Source organism: Micromonospora sp. PRAS1, from assembly GCF_059553435.1.
On record NZ_JCANNB010000002.1, the window covers coordinates 71,654 to 90,479 of the forward strand.

Here is an 18,826-nt window from a genome sequence, read left to right on the forward strand (position 1 = left end):
GCGTGCCGTGGACCGCCGCAACCGGCCACGGCCTCCGGCACCGGCCCCACACGACGGACGGGAGACATTCACGTGCGCCACGAACCCGACGACGAGCAGGAACCATCGACCCCAGCCGACGAAACCCCGCCCTCGCCGGTCGACGGCACGCCGACCGGCGATCCGTCGACGCTCTCAGCTCGACAGCGCCCCGACGCGAACCAGCGAGCGGACTGCAGCACACCAATCAACCCCGGCAAGGCCCGCAACGCCGGCAGGAAATCCGGCGCGAAAAGGAGACCGAACGACCGGCACCCGGCGCTCCGGAATCAGCCACCGGCCGACGATCCTGAAGCATCCGGCTACTGCTGTGCGCATGCTCGCGCGGCAGACGAGGTCCCGCTCGCCTCCGCGCAGGACCTGGAGGACGCCGACGACATCCTGGTCGCCCACATGCCCCGCGCGGTGTCGCGGACGATCTGCGGATGCGGTGAGGACTACCCGTGCTCCGAGGTGTACTTCGCCCAACTGGTCAAAGCGGCCGTCGTTCGGCCGCCTCGATGACCGCCGACGAACTGCACCGGCAGGTGCCGACGTTGCCGGGTCACGACGGCGCGCTCGACGGGCTGCGGGACGCCTGGTCGGCGACGATTGTGGCGGCTGATCGGGCCGGGTCGCTGCTACACGGCGCGGGGCCGCCAGGTCGCCGGTTGCCCTGGCAGGACGCGGTGACCGAGTGTTGGCGGGCGTTGGGCCTGCTCCATGCCGGGCTCGGCGAGGCTCGGGCCGTCTCCGGTGCCGCTGGTGACCTGCTGGCCGGTCTCCGGACGGCCCGCAACGACGCGGACCGGGCCGCCGCCGGAGCGGCCCGTACCCGCTGGTGGCTGGCCGCCGCCGAGGACGGCATCCGCCGAGCCCACCGACCAAAGGTCAGCCACCCGGCGGCCGGCGTCGATGGCCGGGCCCGACCCATCGTCCCGTTGAACGCGGCACGGCGCTTCGGGCTGGCCGTGCACCGCCTCGACCTGGTGGCCGTCCGGCTGGCGGTCGGTCAGCGGGCCATCGACCGCTGGGTGGCGGCCCTGCACGGCCATACGGAGCCCGCACCAACGCTGCCGTTCGCCACGGACACCACTGTCGACAACACCGCCCGAGGTGCGGCGATCGCCCTGCGCAGCGCCCGAGCGAGAGCCCACACGAAAAGACGGATGCTACGGAGACGAGCATGCTGAACGATCCGACCACCGCGCTGCGCTGCCTGCTCGAGGGCCGGTTGGGCGGTCACGACCGGCGGCTACGCCGGTTCACCGACGTGCAGTGGCGGCGGTACGCCGATCTGCTGGCCGGGGCGCTGCTGGTCGCCGCGCGGCGGCGATTCGTGGCGGGGCAGGAACGGGCACCACTGATCCGGTTCGTCGCCTCGGCCCGGGAACGGTACGACCTGACCGGCGTCGACGTGGACCCGAAGCTGGCGGAGGCGCTTATCGGTGCCGCGTTGGGCGAGCGACCGGCACCGCCACGCGGCACCGACGCCGTGGCGGCCGGCACCGTACTGCTGCTCGCCCTGCTGGAGGACGAGGGTTTCACTGCCGACGAGTTGGACCTCTTCCTCACCGCCGCCGAGGCCGCCGCAAAGGCCGCCGCCTCGCCCACCGCCGAGGCCACTGCCTGCCGGACGGACGAGGCTACGGCACAGTCCAGCGAGGCGACCCCCTCGGTGACGGCCTCAGCGGAGGGTGCGGAAGAGGAGGAGGTAGCCGCAGTAGGCCAGCGGGACGGCCAGGAAACAGATCAGGAAACCCAGCACCGGGTAGCGGGGCGGGGTGGCGGCGCCTACGGCGGGCCGACCCCAGCGGTTGAGCACCAGCCAGCCGCCGATGAACGAGGCAGCGGGCAGGCCCGCACACATCCAGGCGTAGAGGGTGAAGCCGTCGACCACGCCCACCCCGGAGGCGAAGACCATGACCAGCATGAGCAGTACCGAGGCGGCGGCGAAGCCGAGGTAGACGGCGACCGCGCGGGCCATCGGCGACCAGGCCGGTAGCAGCGCCGGCTGCTGGGCGAACAGTTCCGCCTGCTGCGCGTGCCGGTCGGCCTCGTCGGCCCAGCGCCGCGCCAACTCCAGCTCCGTCGCCGGGTCGACCTGCCCGGCGCGCTGGGCCGGCACCCCAGCCCCCGTCGCACTCACCGCCACCGGCAACGCCCGGTCCGCTTCCCCGACACCCGGCTGGACGTACGCCCCGACTTCCGGCCGCCCCGGCGCGGCGGCTGCGCCGCCGGTCGACCCCGTCCCCGGTCCCGGGCCATCCCCAGCACCCGGCGGGCCAGAAACCGGCGGCCCCGAGACTGGTGGCCCTGACACCGGCGGCCCTGACACCGGCGGCCCGGAGACCGGTGAGCCGGGCGGCGGGCCCGGGGGCATCGGGGCGGGGGTGCCGGGGGCGATGCCGATCGTGCGGCCCAGGTGGTCGAGGCGCTGGCCCTGGGCGTCGAGCCGCCGGTCCAGGTACTCCACGGTGGCGGCCAGTTCGCGTCGGCGTTGTGCCTCGGCGGCGGTGTCCTGTTCACCGGCGCGCTGCTGGGTGGCCAGGTGCCGGGCCAGCGCGGCGTACTCGTCGAAAGTGGACACGCTCACTCCTGCCCGTCGGAGGTGTGCCCGTCGCGGGCGAACGGCACGATCAGTTTGACCCGCTGGTCGTGCCGGTCGACAAGCAGCGCCCGGTCGGCCCGGGGGGTGTACGCCAGGTCGTGCACGCCCAGGTGCAGGCCGAGGTCGGCGCCGGGCACGTTCAACGCGACCAGGCAGGCGACGTCGTCGCGGTTCTGGGTGCCGCCGAGGTCGTCGGCGAGCCGGCGCAGGCCGCGCCACCAGCCGAGCAGGTGCACCCCGTGACCGGGCCCCTGACGCAGCAGGGTACGCAGCTCGTCGTGGCCGGACCGGAACGTCGCCGGATCGGTCTCGGCGAGCAGCCCGGCGGCGGCGTCCATGCCGAAGACCACCAGATAGGTACGCCCCGACGCCTCTGTGGCGGCAGCCCGCCCGGCCGTGGCGGCGAGCAAGCCGATGTTGGCGCGCAGGGCGACGGTGTCGAGGCGCTCCACCAGGTGACCGGCGGCGGCCAGCTCGGTGGCGGTGTCGTCGGCGGCCGAGTCGGCGGCGGCGACCAGGGGGGCGAGCAGGAAGGCCGCCTCGCCCGGGGCGTGCTGCCGGGCCAGGCTCAGCGTGGCGGCGCGCAGCACCTCGGCGCCGACGGCGGAGGTGCCCACCACGGCCAGGTGCCGGCCGGGTGCGGTGTCCATGATGAAGAGTGCGGTGGTGCCGTCCACGTCGACCGTCCGGCCGACCAGGGCGAGGGGACGCCTACCGCCGGGCCGCAGCCCGGTGAAGGTGCTGTCCTCTTCGACGCGGGCCGTGTCGTACCCCCGGAACACCGACGGCGGCCGGGACCCGGCCGGGCGGGCCTGCCACAGCTCGTGCCGCAGCCGGGTCAGCTCACCGGCGGCGGCGGAGGCGTCCGGGAAGCGGACCACGGTGTTCGCGCCGGGTGCGCCGGCGGCGGTGTTGACCACACCCGAACCGACCGGCAGGGTGGCCGCCGCGTCGTTGAGCTGGTCGAGCACTCCCCCGCCGCCGGGCAGCGCGACCCGGAGCGCGAACTGCCCGAAGACCGCCTCGGCCCGGCCGTAGAGCGCCTCGATGCCCCTCGTGCTCTGGCTCGCCAACACCAGGTGTACGCCGTACGAGCGGCCCTTGCGGGCCAACTCCTCCAGCAGGTTCACCGATTCGCGGGCGATCGGGTCGTTGCCGGCGAGCAGCACCTGGAACTCGTCGATCACCGCGACGATGCGCGGCACCGCGGTGTCGGCGGGCAGGTCGGCCAGCTTGGTGACGCCGTGCCGCTTCAGCGCGGTGGCCCGCCGGTTCAACTCGCGGCGCAGCTCGCGGAGCACGGCCACGCCGTACTCGCGGTCGCTCTCGATGCCGACGGCGCGGGCGTGCGGCAGCCAGGACGGATCCCGGCCGGTGGAGACGAACTCGGTGAAGCTCACCCCCTCCTTGAAGTCGAGCAGGTAGAGCTGCAATTCCGCCGGGGAGTAGCGGGCGGCCAGCCCGTAGAGGACGTCGAGCAGGAAGACGGTCTTACCAGCACCGGTGCGCCCGCCGACCAGCCAGTGCGGGGTGGCGTCGTCGAAGGCCATGGCGAAGGCGTCCCGCCCGGCCCGGCCCACCACGGTACGCAGCCCGGCGCGGGACGAGTCGGCCCAGCGCTGCCCGGGCAGCAGGTCGGCGAAGTCGACCGTACCGCCGCGTCGCGCGGCCTGCCCGAGGTGCGCCGCGAGGGCCGCGACCGAGGCCGGCGGCGGGTCCCCGTCGAGCCGCACCGGCACGGCGAGACCGGTGCCGTCGGTGCTGAACGGCGTACCGGGCGGGTCGCCGACGTGGGCGTGGCCGCCGGCCATCCGCAGCATGGTGGTGGCGCCAAGCCGGGGCGCCGGCTCGGTGGGGCTGCCCGGTGACCAGCCGGCGAGCAGGACGCAGACCGCCGCCGCCGGGCCGGCGTGGGTGAGTGCGGCGAGGCGGGCCGCCTCCCGGGGCGACGGGACGGCGGTGGCGACCAGCACGAGCAGGTCCTGGTCCGGGCGGTCGGCCTGGCGGGCGGCGCGGGCGTGCGCCTCCGCAGCGTCGAGCGCGGCGGCGACCTCCGCTTCGGTGGTGGCCGGCGCGTCGATCACACCGGCGTCGAGCAGCGGACGCAGCGGCCCGAAGGTGGCGCCGAGGGCCGCGGTGTCCAGCCCGGCGACCCGGACTCCGCCGGGCGGCGCGGTGGCCAGCAGCCGCAGCACCAGCGCCCGCAGCAGCCCCGCCACCACCGGGTCGCGGCCGTCGGCTTCGATCGCCAGGTGATGCCCGCCACCGAGGGGCAGCAGGACGGGAAAACCGCCGCCGGTGGTGACGGCAGCGCCGACGCGTACCGGCACCGGCTGGTGGGCCAGCGGGGTGCCGGGCACTGGGGTGGCGAGCGCGTCACCCACCCGGGCCAGCCGCGCGACCAGTTCGGGGTCGGTGCCCGGGGCGGCAGGGGTGCCGGCCACGCGCAACGCGTCCCGGGCCGCGTCGAGGTGTGCCCGGGCCGCCTGGTGAGCGGCGACCGCATGCCCGTACGCCGACGCGAGCCTGCCCAACCTCTGCCCCTCACCGCCGAGCGCCGCCTGGTCCGCAGAAACCCTAACGGACACCCGCCACGACGGCACAGTCCCGAACCGACGTGTCCGGCACCCTGATCGACGACTCAGCCGACTGCTGCACAGGTGGCCGGGGCGACCTGGTCGGCGTTGCCACAGTGGAACACCTCCACCGCCTCGGCCGTCAGGTCGGGCACCCGTTCCACCCGCATCAGCGAGATCCGTTTGTCAAGCGGTTCGCCGGAATCGGGCTGGTAGCGGATCAGCCCGGCCACGCCGGGCTGCCCGGTGCTGGTGTTCTGCCGCAGCACCTCGGCGTGCACCCCGATCGGGTTGATCGACGTCGGCGCCCACCTGCGGCGCGGGCTGGTGGGCGGGTGCAGCCGGGCGGCAAGGCTCTCCACCGCCCGGATCATCATCATCGCCGCGTCGTAGGCGAGGCTGACCCGCTCGCCGACCGGCTGCGGATGCTCCGGGCGGCAGCGCGGCGGATCGAGCAGGTCGGGCGCCTGCACCAGCGCCAGGAAGCTGGCCCGGGCGTCGTCGCGGCGCTGTTCGGCGTCGCGCAGCGCGGCGCAGGTGGCCAGGGCCGCCTTGGAGACGTAAGTGACCGGAATGTTGCCGGGAGCGGCGGTACGCAGGCTCGGGTTGGCCATGTACCGGTTGACGGAGTCGTCGGTGACCAGGTGTTTCGGCGGGTCACTGCCGCAGGCCCGCAGGGCGCGCAGGAAGCCGTCGAACTCCGACCACCGGCCGGCGTAGAAGAGCATGCCGGGGTAGCCGCACTCGCCGGTGAGCCGCATTCCGGTACGCCACTCGGCCAGCCGGGTGATCCGCTCACCGAAGCGTTGCCGCAGCCCTGCCACCAGGGTGTTGACGTAGAGGTCGTCGTCGAGCGAGCTGTTCTCGCCGGTGGTGTAGTAGACGTGCGCCTCGTCGACCTTGAGCACCTGCCGGGCGTACGCCTCGACCATCCGTACCTGGTCGGCGTTGGGTGCGGAGATCTGGAGGTAGAGCCGGGAGTTGGCGTCCATCCGGTCGGCGGAGAGGGTCGGTGCGAGCACCGGCAGCCCGACCCGGTTGAGTTCACGCAGCGCCTCGGCGGTCTTGACCCGACTGTCCACCATGCCCACCACGCCGAGCACCGTCGGATCGTCGCGGGCCAACTCGGCGAGCATGGCCACGGCCCTGGCTGCGTGGCGCATCTGCCGGCCCCCGTTGGCCACCACGATGCGCAGCAGCGCCGCGCCGTCGGCGCTCGCCGACTCCTGGAGCAGGGCCTGCTGGGCGACCGCCATGCCCTCCAGTTCCTCGCGTTCGGAGACGTACGACTCCTCGTCGTCGCGGGTCCGGTTGCCGGTCAGCGTGCCGAGGTAGACCAGGGTGAGGTACGGCCGGCGCCGGTCGCTGCGCTGCCACACCGCCTCGGCCTCCCGGTTCTGGGCGAAGATCCGCTCCTGGACGGCGCGGAGCCGGTCCTGGCCCCGGTCGGTGTTGAACACGTGCGCGGCGCTGTCGCTGTACCCGACGCACTCCCCGTCCACCATCCGCACGGCCACCCGGCCGGTCGGCGACGGGTGGCAGCCCGGTGCCCACCGCGAGCCGACCCAGAGACCACCGGCGGCGACCAGGACCAGACAGAGGGCCGCCGGCAGGAAGCGCCGCGACCACCAGGGCGGGTCGGGCGCGGCGAAAGCGCGCACCCCGCCGCGCGGCGGCGGGCCGGCATCGGTGTCGTCCGGCCGGAACACCACCAGCCAGGCCCCGGCGCGGCGCAGCCGCCGCATCTCGGGCAGCGCCTCGGACCACTCGTCGCACGCCTCGTCGGCGTCGTCGAGCGGATACGGTTCGGGCAGCTCCGGCGGGGGTTGCCCGGCCGCCGCGACGACAAGCAGCGGGTCGTTGCGGCCGGTTTCGTTGCGTACGTCGTTGAGCAGTCGGACCAGGACGTGACCGACGTTGCCGGGAGCGACGTGGTCGAGCAGCAGCACCGGGTACGCGGTGCGCCGCCAGTCCGACGGCCGCCAGATTCGCCGCCGGTACGCCTGCCGCAGATCCTCGAGGAAGGCGTGCAGCAGCAGCTTGTTGACCTGGTCGGGCTGCTCCCCGTCGCGCCAGCCGGCGGTGAGCCGCTCGGCGAAGCCGAGGAAGGTGACCGACTGCCGGGGCGCGAGATACTGCTGGCGCATGAACCACCGGTACTGCGGGCCGATCAACGGCACCCGCCCGGAGACGGCGACCCGGAAGACCACCCCGGGCACCACCCGACGGGCCAACCAGAGCAGCGCCTGCGTGGCCAGGCCCACCGCGTCGGAACCGGTCGGGGTCGTCTCGCCACGGGTGGCACCCGCCTGCCGGTCGCGCAGCCGGCGGACCAGCGTGGCTCGGCCGTCGTCGGCGTCGAGGTCGAAGCTCTGGTGCATCAGCCAGTCGGCCAGCCGGTAGTGTCGGAAGCGCAGCCGGGCCGTGCCGAAGGCCTCCAGGGAGAGTTGGCGGTGCAGATCCCGCAGCAGCGTGGGCACCTCCACCCCGGCACCAGCCGCGGCGAGGTCGAGCACCCCGTGCGGTACCCGTCGCCGTGGCCCCTGACCGAGGAACCGGCGCAGCAGTGGCATCGGGTCGCCCCCCGAGGCCGTTCGGACCAGCCAGATCACCGGCAGCCGGTGGTCACCCCGGCGGGGCCGGCGCAGCAGGCGGGTGAGCAGGGCGAGCAGTTCCAACCCACCGGCCGGGATGCGGTCCCGTACCGGCGGAGCCGGCGGCTGGCCGGTCGTTCCCCTCATCCCCACCCCCGACGATCACGGACAGTGCACGATGGTCTGCCCAGTGTGCCGAACGGTGACAACAGTCGGTAGACGCGCTCGCGGAGCGGCGAGCGTTCTCGCGGGCGGCGGGCCGGGTCGGAGCGCGGCCCGCCGCCCGGCCGGTCAGCCGGTGACCGCGTTGAGCGCCGGCAGGTAGCCGTACCGGTAGCCGTCGGCGTTCGGGTGGTACGCCTCGATGACGCCGGTGACGTCCCGGATCCACGGCTGGGCGCCGCAGACGCCGTGGCCGGCGAAGGTGGGTCGGGTGTCGGCGAAGGTGGCGCCGGCCGCGGCGGCCCGCTCGGCGGTCACCGCGGCGAGGACGTCGGCGGCCTCGTTGAGCAGGGTGCGCTTGGCGCTGCTCATCGCCAGCAGCCCACAGCTGCCGGTCTCGAACAGTCGCGGGTAGCCGAGCACGATCAGGCGGGCGTTGGGCGCGCGTTCCCGGATGGCGGCGTAGGTGCGGTCCAGCCGGGCCGGCAGGGTGCCGGTCGCGAACGCCTTCGCCTCGTTGACCGCGTTGGTGCAGGTGGACGAGCTGCCGAAGCGGCAGCTGGTCATCACGTCGGCGAACCCGGCGTCGTTGCCGCCGATGGTGATGGTGACCATTGTGGTGCTGGTGCTCAGCGAGCTGAGCTGGTTGTTGAGCACGTCGGCGGTGACCGCGCCGCCGCAGGCGGGGAAGCGGAAACTGGCCACGTTGTTGGCGGCGGCCCACAGTGGCGCGTACGACTTCTGGCTGCGCAGGCAGGTGGAGAGGTCGTACGGTCCGGCGCCGACGCCGGAGGAGTACGAGTCGCCGAGCGCGACGTAGTGGATGGGGGCGGCGGCCTGGGCGGCCCCCGGCAGGGCGAACGCGCCGAGAGCGGCGGCACAGAGGGCGACCAGCGCGGCCAGGGCGCGGGCCAGCGGCCGGTGTGGCATGACGGACCTCCACAGAGGGTGGTGGTGGAGCCCGATGACCGCGCGCGTGGCCAGGGAACGGGTGGTTACTGATCGGTAATCCTAGCGAAACATCTCGATCGATGGAACAGCCCGACGCCGCCACCCGACGGCAGCTGTTAGCAGGGGCCCCTTCTTAACAGTCACTGTTAAGAAGGGGCCCCTGCTATGCACGAGGCGTTAAAAGGGGGCCCTTCCTTACACCGCGAGTGGTTGTGAGGCGGGCTGGACGGGGGCGGGCAGGGTGCCCGTGCCGCCGAGGTAGGCGTGGATCGCGGCGGCGGCGGCCCGCCCCTCGGCGATCGCCCAGACGATCAGCGAGGCGCCCCGGTGCATGTCCCCGGCGACGAAGACGCCGTCGGCGTCGGTCTGCCAGTCGGCCCGGGAGTCGATCGCGCCCCGGCGGTTGCGGCTCAGGCCGAGCTGGGTCAGCAGCGGCTGCTCCTCGGTGCCCTCGAAGCCGATCGCCAGCAGCACCAGGTCGGCGAGAAGTTCCCGCTCGGTGCCCGGCACCGGCGTGACGATGCGCCGGCCGTCCCGCTTCTCGACGGTCACCTCGGCGATGCGTACCGCCCGGACCGCGCCGGTGCCGTCGTCGACGAACTCCTGCACCGCCACCGCGAAGACCCGCTCGCCGCCCTCCTCGTGCGCGGCGTACTCGCGCAGGATCCACGGCCAGGTCGGCCACGGGTCACGGGCCTCGTCGCGCTGCCTCGGCGGCTGCGGGTACAGGTCCAGTTGGTGTACGCCGGCCGCACCCTGCCGGTGCGCCACGCCGAGGCAGTCCGCCGCGGTGTCGCCGCCGCCGATGATGACCACATGCTTGCCGGCCGCGTCGATAGGCGTACCGTCCGGCAGGGTGGCCAGGGCGGGACGGCCCTGGCCGGCCGCCGCGACCACCCGGTTGGCCGCCACCAGGTGCGCCATCGCCTGGTGCACGCCGCGCAGCTGCCGGCCGGGGGTGTCGGTGTCCCGGCCCTGCAACGCGCCGCAGGCCAGCAGCACCGCGTCGTGCCCGGCGCGCAGCTGCTCGGCGGTGACGTCTACGCCGACCTCCACCCCGGCGCGGAAGACGACCCCCTCGGCCGCCAGCTGGGCCAGCCGGGCGTCGATGTGCCGCTTCTCCAGCTTGAAGTCGGGGATGCCGTAGCGCAGCAGGCCACCGATGGCGTTGTCGCGCTCGTACACCGTGACGGCATGACCGGCGCGGGCCAGCTGCTGGGCGGCGGCGAGCCCGGCCGGACCGGAGCCGACCACGGCGACCGACCGCCCGGTGGGTGCCGGCGCCGGACGCGGCGTCAGGCCCCGGGCTCCGGCCGCGTCGGCGATCTCCACCTCGACCTGCTTGATCGTCACCGGATCGCCCCCGGCGATGCCGAGTACGCAGGCGGCCTCGCAGGGTGCCGGGCAGAGCCGGCCGGTGAACTCGGGGAAGTTGTTTGTGGCGTGCAGCGACTCCACGGCCGCGTCCCAGTTACCGGTGCGGACCAGGTCGTTCCAGTCCGGGATGCGGTTGCCCAGCGGGCAGCCGTCGTGGCAGAACGGGATGCCGCAGTCCATGCAGCGGGTGGCCTGCTCGCGGATCAGCCCCTCACCGGCTGACGGGTAGACCTCCCGCCAGTCACTGATGCGTACCGGCACCGGCCGGCGGGCCGGCAGCTGCCGGCCGTAGCGCAGGAAACCGTTCGGGTCAGGCACGAGCCACCTCCTGGGCGACCACCCGCGGGGCGGGCGGGACCGGCGCGGACGCGTCGACGGGCGCGGGCCGCGCCGCCGGGGCGGCCGGTGCCGCCAGTGCGCTCATCACCGCGTCGTCGACGTCCTGGCCGGCGGCTTCGGCGGCCTGCATGATCTCCAACACCCGGCGGTAGTCCCGGGGTACCACGGCGGTGAACTCCTCCACCGCCTCGGGCCAGCGCTTGAGCAGCGCCTCGGCGACCGCCGAGTCGGTCTCCGCGAAGTGCCGCTGCACCAGCTCGTGCAGCCGGGCCCGCTCCGACTCGCTCGGCGCGGAGAGGTCGACCAGCTCGGTGTTGACCAGCCGCCGGTCGAGGTTCCAGACGAAGGCGGTGCCGCCGGACATCCCAGCGGCGAAGTTGCGGCCGGTCGGGCCGAGCACCACCACCGTGCCGCCGGTCATGTACTCGCAGCCGTGGTCGCCGACGCCCTCGACGACGGTCACCGCGCCGGAGTTGCGTACCGCGAACCGCTCCCCCACCCGGCCGCGCAGGAAAACCTCGCCGGCGGTGGCGCCGTACAGGATGGTGTTGCCGGCGATGATCTGGTCCTCGGCCCGGCGGCCCGGTGCGGCGTCGGTGGCCACGAAGGGTGCCGCCGCGTCCGGCCGGACCACCAGCCGCCCGCCGGAGAGCCCCTTGCCGACGTAGTCGTTGGCGTCACCGTGCAGGCGCAGGGTGACCCCGCGCGGCAGGAACGCGCCGAAGGACTGCCCGGCGGTGCCGCGCAGGGTGAACTCGATGGTGTCGGCGGGCAGCCCGGCGCCGCCGTGCCGGCGGGTCACCGCGCCGCCGAGCATGGCACCCACGCTGCGATGCTCGTTGCGGATCACCACCTCGGCCCGTACCGGCGGGACCGGCACCTCGCCGTCGGCCGGCCGCGCCTCGCCGTCGGCCGTGCCCGGCTCGCGCAGGGCCGGCTCGGCCAGGGCGATCAGCTCGTTGTCCAGGGCCTTGTCCAGGCCGTGGTCCTGGGCCCGGACGCCCCGGCGGGCCGCGCCCTCCGGCAGCTCGGGCAGGTGCAGCACCCGGTGCAGGTCGAGCCCGCCGGCCTTCCAGTGCTCGATCGCTGGTGCGACGTCGAGCAGCTCGGTTCTGCCGATCGCCTCGTCGATGCTGCGCAGGCCCAGCTCGGCCAGGTAGCCGCGGATCTCCTCGGCGAGGAAGAGGAAGAAATTCTCCACGAACTCCGGCTTGCCGGTGAACCGCTCGCGCAGCACCGGGTTCTGGGTGGCGATGCCGACCGGGCAGGTGTCCAGGTGGCAGACGCGCATCATCACGCAGCCGGAGACGATAAGCGGGGCGGTGGCGAAGCCGAACTCCTCGGCACCGAGCAGCGCCGCGACGATCACGTCCCGGCCGGTCTTGAGCTGACCGTCGACCTGCACGGTGACCCGGTCACGCAGCTTGTTGAGCAGCAGCGTCTGCTGCGCCTCGGCCAGCCCCAGCTCCCACGGGGTGCCGGCGTGCTTGAGCGAGTTCAGCGGGGAGGCGCCGGTGCCGCCGTCGTGGCCGGAGATCAGGATGACGTCGGCCTTGAGCTTGGCGACCCCGGCGGCGACGGTGCCGACGCCGACCTCGCTGACCAGCTTCACGTGCACCCGGGCGGCCGGGTTGACGCACTTGAGGTCGTGCACCAGCTGGGCGAGGTCCTCGATCGAGTAGATGTCGTGGTGCGGCGGCGGCGAGATCAGGCCGACCCCGGGGGTGGCGTGCCGGGTCCGGGCGATCCACGGCCAGACCTTGTTGCCGGGCAGCTGCCCGCCCTCGCCGGGCTTGGCGCCCTGGGCCATCTTGATCTGAAGGTCGTCGGCGTTGACCAGGTATTCGCTTGTCACGCCGAACCGGCCGCTGGCGATCTGCTTGACCGCGGAGCGGCGCGCCGGGTCGTGCAGCCGCTCGACGTCCTCGCCGCCCTCACCGGTGTTGGACTTGCCGCCGAGGCGGTTCATCGCGATCGCGAGGGTCTCGTGCGACTCCGCCGAGATCGACCCGTACGACATGGCGCCGGTGGCGAACCGCTTGACGATCTCGCTGGCCGGCTCGACCTCCTCGATCGGCACCGCCGGCCGCACGCCGGTACGCAGCCGGAACAGCCCGCGCAGTGAACCGGCCTTCGCGGCCAACTCGTCGACCTTTGCGGTGTAGGAGCGGAACACGTCGTACTGCCGGCTGCGGGTGGCGTGCTGGAGCAGGAAGACCGTCTCCGGGTTGAACAGGTGCAGCTCGCCCTCACGGCGCCACTGGTACTCGCCGCCGACGGGCAGCCGGTCGACGGCGTCGGCGCCCGGTGCCGGCCAGGCCAGCGCGTGCCGGGCGGCCACCTCGGCGTGGATGCCGTCCAGGCCGACCCCGCTGATCGTGCTCGGCGTGCCCCGGAAGTACCGCTCGACCAGGCGGGAGTGCAGCCCCACCGCCTCGAAGACCTGCGCGCCGCAGTACGACGACACGGTCGAGATGCCCATCTTGGACATGATCTTCAGGACGCCCTTGCCGAGCGCCTTGACGTAGTTGCGGATCGCCGTGCGCGGCTCGACCCCGGCCAACGCGCCCGTGGAGATCATGTCCTCCACCGACTCGAAGGCGAGGTACGGGTTGACCGCCGCCGCGCCGTAGCCGACCAGCACCGCCGCGTGGTGCACCTCGCGGCAGTCGCCGGACTCGACGATCAACGCGACCTGGGTGCGGGTCTGCTCGCGGACCAGGTGCTGGTGCACCGCCGCGGTGAGCAGCAGCGACGGGATCGGTGCCAGGTCGGCGTTGGAGTCGCGGTCGGAGAGCACCAGGATGCGTACGCCATCCTCGATCGCCTCGGAGACGTGCCGGCAGATCTCGGTGAGCCGGGCCTTGATGCCGGCGCCGCCGTCGCGGACCCGGTACAGCCCGGAGACCCGGACCGCCTTGAAGCCGGGCAGATCACCGTCCTCGTCGATGTCGAGGATCTTGGCCAGCTCGTCGTTGTCGATCACCGGGTAGGGCAGCACGATCTGCCGGCAGCTCGCCGGACCGGGGTCGAGCAGGTTGCCCTCCGGGCCGATGGTCGTGGCCAGGCTGGTCACCAACTCCTCCCGGATGGCGTCCAGCGGCGGGTTGGTGACCTGGGCGAAGAGCTGGTGGAAGTAGTCGTAGAGCAGCCGCGGCCGGGTGGAGAGCGGGGCAATCGGGGTGTCGGTGCCCATCGAGCCGATCGGCTCCACGCCGGTGCGGGCCATCGGGGCGAGCAGGATCTTCAGCTCTTCCTCGGTGTAGCCGAAGGTCTGCTGGCGGCGGCGTACCGAGTCGTGGGTGTAGACCACGTGCTCGCGCGGCGGCAGCTCGTCCAGCTCGATCAGGCCGGCGTGCAGCCAGTCGGCGTACGGCTCGGCGGCGGCCAGCTCGGTCTTGATCTCGTCGTCGTGCACGATCCGGCCGGCGGTGGTGTCGACCAGGAACATCTTGCCGGGCTGGAGCCGGCCCTTGGCGACCACGCTGGCCGGGTCGAGGTCGAGCACGCCCGCCTCGCTGCCCAGCACCACGAGCCCGTCGGCGGTCTGCCACCAGCGGCCCGGTCGCAGGCCGTTGCGGTCGAGCACCGCGCCGACGATCTCGCCGTCGGTGAAGGCGACCGAGGCGGGGCCGTCCCAGGGCTCCATCAGGCTGGCGTGGAACCGGTAGAAGGCGCGCTTGTCGGCGGCCATGTCCGGGTCGTTCTCCCAGGCCTCCGGGATCATCATCAGTACCGCGTGCGGCAGGCTGCGCCCGGCCAGGTGCAGCAGCTCCAGGACCTCGTCGAAGTTGGCCGAGTCGGAGGCGGCCGGGGTGCAGATCGGGAAGACCCGGCGGATGTTGCCGGAGAGCTCCGGCGTGCGCAGCAGCGCCTCGCGGGCCTGCATCCAGTTCCGGTTGCCGCGGATGGTGTTGATCTCACCGTTGTGCGCGATGAAGCGGTACGGGTGCGCCAGCGGCCAGGACGGGAAGGTGTTTGTGGAGAACCGGGAGTGCACCAGGGCGATGGCGCTGACCACCCGCTCGTCGGTCAGGTCCGGGTAGTACGCGGGCAGCTGGTCCGGGGTGAGCATGCCCTTGTAGACCATCGTGCGACCGGAGAGCGAGGGGAAGTACGCCGGCACGCCCCGCTCGGCGGACTCCCGCTCGGCCTGCTTGCGTACGCAGAAGGCGACCCGTTCCAGCTCGATGCCGCTCAGCGGGGAGCCGGCCGGGCCGGCGGGGGTGTCGGTGAGCCGCCGCGCGGCGAGGAAGAGCTGCCGGACCCGGGGCATCGCCGCCAGGGCGGTTTCGCCGAGATCCGACGGATCGACCGGCACGTCCCGCCAGCCGAGCAGCTCGGCACCCTCGACCAGGGCGTACTTCTCGACCACCTGCCGGGCGCGGGCCTCGGCGGCGTCGTCGTCGGGAAGGAAGACCAGGCCGGTGGCGTACTCGCCGGCCGGCGGCAGCGGGAACTGCACCACGGCGCGCAGGAACGCGTCCGGCACCTGGATCATGATGCCCGCGCCGTCACCGGTGTTCGGTTCCGCACCCCGGGCACCCCGGTGGTCCAGCCGACACAGCGCGCCGAGGCCGTTGGCGACCACCGTGTGGGAGCGTCGACCGTGCAGGTCCGCCACGAAGGCCACGCCACACGCGTCGTGCTCGTGGGCGCCGTCGTAGAGGCCGGCCGGGGAGGTCACCTGGCCGGTTCCCGGCGCCGGATGGGGGCGGTGTGGGTACGCAAAGGCCACCGGGCCTCCTGTCGTCACTCAGGTTGAATCGCGGTCGGGACGACGTCGGCCCTTACTCGGTCTATTGAGTCTACGTTAGGGCGCGGTGTGCAAGGCCAGTGCAGATAGATCACACCGTCCAGACTCTGGGAACGTTAGTCTCGCGCGGTGGATAGCAAGCACGCCGGCCTGCTCGACCGGTTGGAACGCTTCTACGACGGGCTGCCCCGGGACGCGGCCCGTGCGGAAGATCACGGCGGTTTGGTGCTCTTCATCCGCAACGGCCCCGGATGGCCGTTCTACGCCCGCCCCCGCCGGGACGCGGCCCGGCCCCCCACCCTCGCCGACGTGTCGGCGGTACGGGCCCGCCAGCGCGCCCTCGGCCTGCCCGAGACCCTCGAATGGGTGCACGAGACCACCCCCGACCTGCTCGCCGTGGCCCGCTCGGCGGGCCTGTCGGTGCATGAGGCACCGCTGATGGTGCTCGACCCGGCCCGGCTGCCGGAGCCGGCCGCCGTCAGCGGCGTACCGACCCGGGTGCTGGATCCCGCCGACCCCGACCTGCCGGCGGCGGTGGCGGCCCGCCGGGCGGTCGCCGCGGTCGGCTTCTCGGTGCCCGGCACCGGCCGGGGTCCGGCCGGCCCCACCGAGCGCGATGCCGCGCTCGCCGAACTGGACGTGGCCGCGCTGGCCGAGGAACAGGCCGGTATCGTCGCCGGACGACGACTGTCGGCGCTGGTCAGCACGGCGCAGGAGGGCGCGCTGGCGGGCGCGATGGCGATGCGCCTCGGTACCGCCGCCGAGATCGCCGGCGTGGCCACCCTGCCGGCCGCCCGCCGCCGCGGCCTGGCCACCGCCGTCACCGCCACGCTGGCCCGGGCCCTGCTGGCCGCCGGCGTCGACCTGGTCTTCCTCGCCGCCGGAGACGAGGAGATCGCCCGGGTCTACCTGCGGGTCGGCTTCCGTCGCGTGGCGACCGCCTGCACCGCCCGCTGACCCGCCCCGGTCAGCTGGCCGGCGGGCGCCACTGGGTGGCGATGGTGGTGGCGCTGCCGAGCAGACGGGGAGTGATGGTGCCGAGGGCCGCGTCGCGGGCGCGCAGGGCCAGCCGGCCCCGGGCCTGTAGCACCGCCGACATCCGGCGGGTCTGCCGGACCACGACCGCCGCGCGGGGCCGACGCACCCGGTCGTACGCCACCACCGCGTCGGGAAGCGTCGACTCGCGCAGCAGCGCGGCGAGCGTCGCGGCGTCCTCGAAGGCGAGGCAGGTGCCCTGCCCCAGGTGCGGCGGCATGGCGTGCGCGGCATCGCCGAGCAGCACCACGCCACCCGGACCGACCGGAAAGCCGTACGCCCGGGGCAGCGGACGCAGCTCCCGGATCTCCTGCTGCACCAGGTCGGCCGGATCGGTGGCGGCCAGCAGCTCGGCCACGGGTGCGGGCCAGCCGGCGTACCAGCGGCGCAACAGCGCCAGTTGCGTCTCGGGCGGCTCGGGTCGGGGCGCACCGGCCGCGGTGGCCATCCAGTGGATGCCACCCCGGCTGGACCCGCCGGACGAGCCCCGGTCACCGAGCGAGGCGGCCACGAACCGGTAGCCGGCGCCGAGGATCTCGCCACCGACGGACTCGGGCAGGCCCGGCGCCCGGTACCAGGGGATCACCGCCCGCCAGGCGGCGCAGCCGGAGCTGACCAGGCTCGCCTCGGGGGCGAGTTGCCTGCGGATCACGCTCTCGGCACCGTCGGCCGCGACCACCAGGTCCGCCTCGAAGGTGTGCCGGCCGTCGCCGACCGCCGGGCGCTCACCCGGGGTCGCGCGTACCGTCCGCACGGTCACCCCGGTGCGCAGCTCGACCCGCTCCCCCAGGCCCGCGATCAGCGCGTCGTGCAGGTCCTCCCGGTGCACCACGACCGGCAGCCGCTCGACCGGGGTCTGCCGCGGCTGCACCAGCCAGTGCCCGTCGGGACGCCGGATCCCGCCGTCGGGCAACGGCGTGGCGATCGCGTCCAGGCCGGCGGCGAGATCCAGGGCGCGCAGGGCGCGGACCCCGTTGGGCCAGAGCACCACCGCCGTCGGCTCGGGGCGGATCCGGTCGGCCCGCTCCAGGAGGGTGACCTGCCAGCCGGACCGGGCCAGCGCGCCGGAGATCGCCAGGCCGCCGGGGCCGCCGCCGACCACCACCGCGCTACGCATACCGCCCCCTCGTTCAGCTGTCGCGGTCGGCGGGTCGACCGGGCGCGGACTCCACCGCGTCGCCAGCAGCGGACCCATCGGCCGGCTCAGCGGTGCCGCTCTCGGCGGCCGAGCCCGGCGTGCCGGAGTTCCCAGGCGCGGAGTCCTTCGCTCCGGCGGTGGCGGGCGCGGAGTCCTCCGCTCCGGCGGTGGCGGTTCCAGAGTCGCCCGCGACGACCTCGGGCGGCGCCTCGCCGGTGGCCTGCCAGTGCCGGAACTGCTCCTCGCTGACCACCCGGTAGCCCTCCGGCATGACCGGCTCGGTGCCGGTCCGCTGCGCCGACAGGTCGAGCTGGGAGACGTCGGAGGTGGCCTCCGGGGTGGTGGCCGTCGGCACGCCGATGGGGATCAGGTACTCGCGCGGCCCGCGGACCCGCAGGAAGTAGATCAACGCGCCGAGGAAGACCAGCGCCGCGGTCCAGACGTTGAGGCGTACGCCGAGGATGGTGTTGGCGTCGTCGGTACGCATCATCTCGATCCAGAACCGGCCGGCGGTGTAGCCCATCACGTAGAGCGCGAACGCCCGGCCCCGGCCGAGTCGCAGCTTGCGGTCGAGGAAGAAGACCAGCGCGGCGACCCCGACGTTCCAGAGCGCCTCGTAGGCGAAGGTCGGGTGGTAGAGCCCCTCCTCCAGGATCGGCCGGCCCGCCTCGTCGCGCAGCGCCTGCCCACCGTCCATCCGGTGGATCTCCAGGCCCCAGGGCAGGTCGGTCCGGCCGCCGTAGAGCTCGTTGTTGAACCAGTTACCGAGCCGCCCGATCGCCTGGGCCAGCGGCAGGCCCGGCGCCAGCGCGTCGGCGACCACCGCGAACGGGATGCCGAGCTGCCGGGCGGCGAACCAGGCGCCTACCGCGCCACCGGCGACCGCGCCCCAGATGCCCAGTCCACCCTCGTGGATGAAGAACACCTTGATCGGGTCACCGCCGGTGCCGAAGTACGCCGCCGGAGAGGAGATCACGTGGTAGATCCGGGCACCGATGATGCCGGCCGGCACCGCCCAGAGGGCGATGTCCAGCACCGCGCCGGGGGCGACGCCCCGCTGGCGCAGGCGTCGTTCGGTGACCCAGCAGGCCACCACGATGCCGGCGATGATGCACAGGGCGTACGCCCGGAGGGGGATCGGCCCGAGATGCCACACGGCGGTACTCGGGCTGGGGATGGCGGCCAGGTACGTCGGCGAGGCGAGACTCACGGATGCACACGGTACCGCTGCCACCCCCTCCACCGTTATCCCGCCCACCCACCCAACCC

11 protein-coding genes are annotated in these 18,826 nt (G+C 73.9%); 3 read left to right on the forward strand and 8 right to left on the reverse strand.

What is annotated here, in order from left to right; genetic code table 11:
* Nucleotides 1–72 precede the first annotated feature (72 nt).
* Entirely contained in the window at nt 73–543 is a 471-nt protein-coding gene (locus AC507J_RS02650; RefSeq protein ID WP_496287433.1) for a hypothetical protein, read from the forward strand.
* A complete protein-coding gene (locus AC507J_RS02655) occupies nt 540–1,211 on the forward strand; it encodes a hypothetical protein (RefSeq protein WP_496287434.1) in 672 nt (223 codons plus the stop codon). Before AC507J_RS02650 ends, AC507J_RS02655 begins: the two co-directional genes overlap by 4 nt.
* A 494-nt stretch (nt 1,212–1,705) precedes the next feature.
* On the opposite strand, the gene AC507J_RS02660 is transcribed toward AC507J_RS02655, so the two are convergent.
* From AC507J_RS02660 to gltB, 6 genes are all read right to left on the reverse strand, one after another.
* Nucleotides 1,706–2,608: a hypothetical protein gene (locus AC507J_RS02660; RefSeq protein ID WP_496287435.1), complete on the reverse strand. Its 903-nt coding sequence runs from the start codon at nt 2,606–2,608 to the stop codon at nt 1,706–1,708.
* A gap of 2 nt (nt 2,609–2,610) precedes the next feature.
* Nucleotides 2,611–5,163, reverse strand: a complete 2,553-nt coding sequence (locus tag AC507J_RS02665) for an FtsK/SpoIIIE domain-containing protein (RefSeq protein ID WP_496287436.1) — start codon at nt 5,161–5,163, stop codon at nt 2,611–2,613.
* A gap of 107 nt (nt 5,164–5,270) precedes the next feature.
* Complete coding sequence (locus AC507J_RS02670; RefSeq protein ID WP_496287437.1) at nt 5,271–7,946, reverse strand: type 1 periplasmic-binding domain-containing protein; 2,676 nt, start codon at nt 7,944–7,946, stop codon at nt 5,271–5,273.
* A gap of 144 nt (nt 7,947–8,090) precedes the next feature.
* Nucleotides 8,091–8,891, reverse strand: coding sequence for an SGNH/GDSL hydrolase family protein (locus tag AC507J_RS02675; RefSeq protein WP_496287438.1), 801 nt, complete (start codon nt 8,889–8,891; stop codon nt 8,091–8,093).
* A 216-nt stretch (nt 8,892–9,107) separates the two neighbouring features.
* The gene (locus AC507J_RS02680; protein ID WP_496287439.1) at nt 9,108–10,607 is read right to left on the reverse strand and encodes a glutamate synthase subunit beta; all 1,500 of its coding nucleotides are present in this window, start codon (nt 10,605–10,607) and stop codon (nt 9,108–9,110) included.
* Nucleotides 10,600–15,366 carry a glutamate synthase large subunit gene (gltB, locus tag AC507J_RS02685; protein WP_496287440.1) on the reverse strand — a complete coding sequence of 1,589 codons (4,767 nt, stop codon included), beginning with the start codon at nt 15,364–15,366 and terminating at the stop codon, nt 10,600–10,602. The genes AC507J_RS02680 and gltB overlap by 8 nt, the downstream gene beginning before the upstream one ends.
* Nucleotides 15,367–15,513: 147 nt before the next feature.
* On the opposite strand from gltB, the gene AC507J_RS02690 reads away from it, so the two are divergent.
* Nucleotides 15,514–16,341, forward strand: a complete 828-nt coding sequence (locus AC507J_RS02690; RefSeq protein WP_496287441.1) for a GNAT family N-acetyltransferase — start codon at nt 15,514–15,516, stop codon at nt 16,339–16,341.
* 10 nt (nt 16,342–16,351) lie between these two features.
* Here the strand turns inward: AC507J_RS02690 and AC507J_RS02695 are convergent, their stop codons facing one another.
* Complete coding sequence (locus tag AC507J_RS02695) at nt 16,352–17,536, reverse strand: FAD-dependent oxidoreductase (protein WP_496287442.1); 1,185 nt, start codon at nt 17,534–17,536, stop codon at nt 16,352–16,354.
* 13 nt (nt 17,537–17,549) lie between these two features.
* A complete protein-coding gene (lgt, locus tag AC507J_RS02700) occupies nt 17,550–18,767 on the reverse strand; it encodes a prolipoprotein diacylglyceryl transferase (RefSeq protein ID WP_496287443.1) in 1,218 nt (405 codons plus the stop codon).
* Between the last annotated feature and the right edge of the window lie 59 nt (nt 18,768–18,826).